Below are 3,430 nucleotides of genomic sequence, written 5' to 3'. Positions count from 1 at the left end.
CCCAGGGCGGATTAGCCTGGCCCTGGAACCCTTGGTCATCCGGCGGAAGGGTTTCTCACCCTTCTTGCGCTACTCATGCCTGCATTCTCACTCGCACCGCGTCCACAACTCGATCACTCGGCTGCTTCACCCGCGGCACGACGCTCCCCTACCCATCCACACACCTGCACCCAAACCCGAAAGTTTGGGCGGGGTTAAAGTGTGAATGCCACAGCTTCGGCGGTGTACTTGAGCCCCGCTACATTGTCGGCGCGGAACCACTTGACCAGTGAGCTATTACGCACTCTTTAAAGGGTGGCTGCTTCTAAGCCAACCTCCTGGTTGTCTAAGCGACCCCACATCCTTTTCCACTTAGCACACGCTTAGGGGCCTTAGCTGGTGATCTGGGCTGTTTCCCTCTCGACTACGAAGCTTATCCCCCGCAGTCTCACTGCCGCGCTCTCACTTACCGGCATTCGGAGTTTGGCTGATTTCGGTAAGCTTGTAGGCCCCCTAGACCATCCAGTGCTCTACCTCCGGCAAGAAACACGCGACGCTGCACCTAAATGCATTTCGGGGAGAACCAGCTATCACGGAGTTTGATTGGCCTTTCACCCCTAACCACAGGTCATCCCCCAACTTTTCAACGTTGGTGGGTTCGGCCCTCCACGCGGTCTTACCCGCGCTTCAGCCTGCCCATGGCTAGATCACTCCGCTTCGGGTCTAGAACATGCGACTCAACGCCCTATTCGGACTCGCTTTCGCTACGGCTCCCCCACCACGGGTTAACCTCGCCACATGCCACTAACTCGCAGGCTCATTCTTCAAAAGGCACGCCGTCACCCCTAAAGGCTCCGACGGATTGTAGGCGAACGGTTTCAGGTACTATTTCACTCCCCTCCCGGGGTACTTTTCACCATTCCCTCACGGTACTCGTCCGCTATCGGTCACCAGGAAGTATTCAGCCTTACCAGGTGGTCCTGGCAGATTCACGGCAGATTACAGGGGTCCGCCGCTACTCGGGAACAACCACAGAAGACCAGCCACTTTCACCTACCGGACTATCACCGTCTACGGTCGGCCTTTCCAGACCATTCGACTAGCAACTGGCTTTGTAACTCCTCGACGGGTCGTCAGCCCCGTCCGTGATGTCCCACAACCCCGACCACGCAACCCCTGACAGGTATCACACGCAACCGGTTTAGGCTCAATCCGCTTTCGCTCGCCACTACTCACGGAATCACTGTTGTTTTCTCTTCCTACGGGTACTGAGATGTTTCACTTCCCCGCGTTCCCTCCACACACCCTATGAATTCAGGTGCAGGTGACACCACATAACTGGTGCCGGGTTACCCCATTCGGACACCCTGGGATCACAGCTAGGTTGACAGCTCCCCCAGGCCTATCGCGGCCTCCCACGTCCTTCATCGGCTCCTGGTGCCAAGGCATCCACCGTTCGCCCTTGACAACTTGACCACAAAGATGCTCGCGTCCACTGTGCAATTCTCAACAAACAACCAACCCACAACCCACAGCCCCACACCAAACCCGACAACCGCCGGCGGTATATGGGACCAGGCCATGCCTGGCGCTCCGATCCGAAAGAACCCCACACAAAGTGGCTTGTTCCTTCAGGACCCAACAGGGTGTTCATCATCCAAGACCAGCCGCACCAACCAGGACTCGTTCCTTCGCGACAAGCGCGTGTACTAGAGCTGGTGGCCGTTGCCGACCTGAACTCGCCAGTGTCTCCGCCATTGAGCACCCCCACCCCACATTCGGAGGTGGTGGGCTCCTACCCGGCGTTGGCCGGGAGGTGCTCCTTAGAAAGGAGGTGATCCAGCCGCACCTTCCGGTACGGCTACCTTGTTACGACTTCGTCCCAATCGCCAGCCCCACCTTCGACGGCTCCCTCCACAAGGGTTGGGCCACCGGCTTCGGGTGTTGCCGACTTTCGTGACGTGACGGGCGGTGTGTACAAGGCCCGGGAACGTATTCACCGCAGCGTTGCTGATCTGCGATTACTAGCGACTCCGACTTCACGGGGTCGAGTTGCAGACCCCGATCCGAACTGAGACCGGCTTTTTGGGATTCGCTCCACCTTACGGTATCGCAGCCCATTGTACCGGCCATTGTAGCATGCGTGAAGCCCTGGACATAAGGGGCATGATGACTTGACGTCATCCCCACCTTCCTCCGAGTTGACCCCGGCAGTCTTCGATGAGTCCCCGGCATAACCCGCTGGCAACATCGAACGAGGGTTGCGCTCGTTGCGGGACTTAACCCAACATCTCACGACACGAGCTGACGACAGCCATGCACCACCTGTCACCGCCCCCGAAGGACCTCCCATCTCTGGAAGTTTTGCGGTGATGTCAAACCCAGGTAAGGTTCTTCGCGTTGCATCGAATTAATCCGCATGCTCCGCCGCTTGTGCGGGCCCCCGTCAATTCCTTTGAGTTTTAGCCTTGCGGCCGTACTCCCCAGGCGGGGCGCTTAATGCGTTAGCTGCGGCACAGAGAACCGGAGAGGCCCCCCACACCTAGCGCCCAACGTTTACAGCGTGGACTACCAGGGTATCTAATCCTGTTCGCTCCCCACGCTTTCGCTCCTCAGCGTCAGTATCGGCCCAGAGACCCGCCTTCGCCACCGGTGTTCCTCCTGATATCTGCGCATTTCACCGCTACACCAGGAATTCCAGTCTCCCCTACCGAACTCTAGCCTGCCCGTATCGGCTGCAAGCCCGCAGTTGAGCCACGGGATTTCACAGCCGACGCGACAAGCCGCCTACGAGCTCTTTACGCCCAATAAATCCGGACAACGCTCGCGCCCTACGTCTTACCGCGGCTGCTGGCACGTAGTTGGCCGGCGCTTCTTCTGCAGGTACCGTCACTCTCGCTTCGTCCCTGCTGAAAGAGGTTTACAACCCGAAGGCCGTCATCCCTCACGCGGCGTCGCTGCATCAGGCTTCCGCCCATTGTGCAATATTCCCCACTGCTGCCTCCCGTAGGAGTCTGGGCCGTGTCTCAGTCCCAGTGTGGCCGGTCGCCCTCTCAGGCCGGCTACCCGTCGTCGCCTTGGTAGGCCATCACCCCACCAACAAGCTGATAGGCCGCGAGCCCATCCCAGACCGAAAAACTTTCCACAACCAACCATGCGATCAGTCGTAGGTATCCGGTATTAGCCCCCGTTTCCGAGGGTTATCCCAAAGTCCAGGGCAGGTTACTCACGTGTTACTCACCCGTTCGCCGCTCGAGTACCCCGAAGGGCCTTTCCGCTCGACTTGCATGTGTTAAGCACGCCGCCAGCGTTCGTCCTGAGCCAGGATCAAACTCTCCAACAAAAACTTGAAAAGTGTCCCGGCAATCCAATTAACGGATGCCAAAAACAATCACAATTGGCACTGGCTTATCAAACACCCTGTTGAGTTCTCAAAGAACAAACACACACC

The 3,430-nt window shown here is 58.2% G+C and carries 2 rRNA genes; both read right to left on the bottom strand.

Going from position 1 to position 3,430, the window contains the following annotated elements:
• Positions 1–1,455: ribosomal RNA gene (locus AB0H87_RS39645) — 23S ribosomal RNA — on the bottom strand; the annotation flags it as partial.
• A gap of 351 nt (positions 1,456–1,806) precedes the next feature.
• Positions 1,807–3,322, bottom strand: a 16S ribosomal RNA gene (locus AB0H87_RS39640).
• Positions 3,323–3,430 lie beyond the last annotated feature (108 nt).

It is taken from the genome of Asanoa sp. NPDC050611 (genome assembly GCF_040654855.1).
Taxonomy (GTDB): domain Bacteria; phylum Actinomycetota; class Actinomycetes; order Mycobacteriales; family Micromonosporaceae; genus Asanoa.
The sequence above is the reverse complement of the archived record's forward strand: the minus strand, read 5'-3'. Positions and strand labels throughout refer to the sequence as shown.